2 protein-coding genes are annotated in these 2,285 nt (G+C 40.7%); both read right to left on the bottom strand.

Annotated elements, in window-relative coordinates:
• Window positions 1-1,567: SUMF1/EgtB/PvdO family nonheme iron enzyme (locus PX636_RS21160; protein WP_288118722.1), on the bottom strand; the 1,567-nt coding region annotated here is incomplete at its 3' end.
• Between the two features lie 186 nt (window positions 1,568-1,753).
• Complete coding sequence (locus tag PX636_RS21165; RefSeq protein ID WP_081417880.1) at window positions 1,754-1,963, bottom strand: BrnA antitoxin family protein; 210 nt, start codon at window positions 1,961-1,963, stop codon at window positions 1,754-1,756.
• Window positions 1,964-2,285: the final 322 nt, after the last annotated feature.

The raw sequence follows: 2,285 nt of genomic DNA on the forward strand, positions 1-2,285 counted from the left end.
GATGAATTGTCTGCTGAGAATTTCCGTCATACCAAGCGTAATCTCCTAACTGATTAGCATCATCACCGAAATAAAAGCGAGTAGTAGTCCCCGCACGACAAGCATATTCCCATTCCGCTTCTGTCGGTAGGCGATAGGTTTTCCCGGTTATTTGACTCAATTTCTGACAAAAGGCTTGAGCATCATCCCAACTAACATTTTCTACCGGATTTTGCGGATTGTTTTTAAAAAAATAATTGTTTTTAAAAAAAGAGGGATTGGTTCCCATTACCGCTTGATATTGTGCCTGAGTAATTGGATATTTACCGATCGCAAAACTGTTTACTTGAACTAGGTGTTGAGGCTTTTCTTCATCATTAAAAGCATCGGGATCGCTGTCAGGAGATCCCATGAGAAATTTACCTGCTGGTAAGCCTACCATCTCCAGTGTTATTCCCTTGGATATTTTTTCGGTAAATAGAGTTAGCTTTGCTGGGGGAGGTGGTGGCGAAGAGGGCGGTGGTGGCGCTACTTTAGGTGACGGTGTAGATGTCACAGTAGCGATACTGTTCCCCGGAAAAATATCAAGATTTAAATCACTAAATCGCTCACACCAATAACACTTTCCGTAACTGCGGTTGTAGTAATGATTATCAATTTTGCCACAGCGTATAACCTCTTTTAGTGCAGCTTCCAAAGTACCACGCCATTCCTTAGCCGTCGGTCGTCTGTGGGGGAATTTATGTCCCTCATTAAAACAGCGCAAAAATAAGGCGTGTAAGTCGGGATGTAAAATATTTAATGGGATTGTTGTATTACTAGGTACAAGCAATTTATCACCAGAAAAAGGCCATAGTCCCCGTCGAATTAGTTCCGACTGTTCCAGGGAATCCCCTCCTCCTTGCCACAATCCCCGAAACGGCGGCCCGCCAAATAATAGATAATAAATAACAACTCCTAATCGAAAGCGATCATGCACTTCTGTTTGATCTACATCTGCTATATTCACTCCGATTAATTCCGCCGGTGTAAATCCTTCTGAGCCAACTAAACACCGATATATTTTACCGCTATAGGGATCTGATACTTGAAATGAATCTGTATCAATAATCGTAGGCAACGCCCGATTATTCACTAAGATATTTGCTAGCTTGATGTCTCCCAAAACATAACCTTTAAGGTGAATTGCTTGGATAATAGCGGCTATATTCCGCGCTACTACATGAAGAAAATACCAATTAGTTTCTAACTTGTATTTTCTTCTCATTATGGGCGTACAAAGCTTTAATAATGTTTCTGAACCCACCACTTCTGGCATTAAAAAACCAACGACTTTTCCCTGTTTATCTTCCAAGATAGAATAGGGCCAAGCGAAGGAAATATGGTTAAGATGAGCATTAGGATCACTGGGACGATTTCTCACCATTAACTGTAATTTATCAACCCTTTCATTATGGGGATTGTGGTAGATTTTCGCTAAGTACCCATTAAAGTTAGTGTGCCATACTTTCGCTTCGCCACTGTCGGCCATTTCTTGCGTCAGGGTAATCAAGCGATTCTGTAGTTGACAGCGATAAGTTAAAGACATCAAAAAATCTCCGAGTATTTGTGCTGTTCAGTCCCATCGTAGGTTGGGTTGAACAATAGTGAAACCCAACATTTTTTAATAATTGAGTTGGGTTTCGTTCCTCAACCCAACCTACAGATTACTTTTGATAGATTTTTTGCTCACGATTGTTTGAGGTAGATGTAATCAAATCAGGTTCATTGTTTTTTACTGCTGCTGCTGTTCCATCACTTCCCGCAAAATGTAGTTAATTTGTGTCTCATATCCTTTCCCTTGAGCTTTTAACCATTCTAAGATATCTTGATCTAGTTGGATGGTTAATTGCTGCTTTGATGTCGAAAAAGATACTGTTTCTTGGGTAAAGAATTCATCACCTAACGGCGGAATATCAGAATAATCGATATTCTCATCCGTCATCGCATCAATTCTCTTCAAGTCGCTTTTGATAGATTTTTTGCTCACGATTGTTTTACCTGGGAACGCTATGATCCAGAAACCCGGTTTCTTAAACCCCTCAGCCTTAGTCCCATCGTAGGTTGGGTTGAACGATAGTGAAACCCAACACTTTTTAATAATTGAGTTGGGTTTCGTTCCTCAACCCAACCTACAGATTACTTTTGATAGATTTTTTGCTCACGATTGTTTTACCTAGGAACGCTATGATCCAGAAACCCGGTTTCTTAAACCCCTCAGCCTTAGTCCCATCGTAGGTTGGGTTGAACGATAGTGAAACCCAACA

This window comes from Microcystis sp. M53598_WE2, from assembly GCF_030067735.1.
GTDB lineage: Bacteria > Cyanobacteriota > Cyanobacteriia > Cyanobacteriales > Microcystaceae > Microcystis > Microcystis aeruginosa.

Excerpts from the sequence above, each read along its gene's own strand:
- PX636_RS21165 (WP_081417880.1), bottom strand. The coding sequence starts at position 1,963 with ATGACGGATGAGAATATCGATTATTCTGATATTCCGCCGTTAGGTGAT.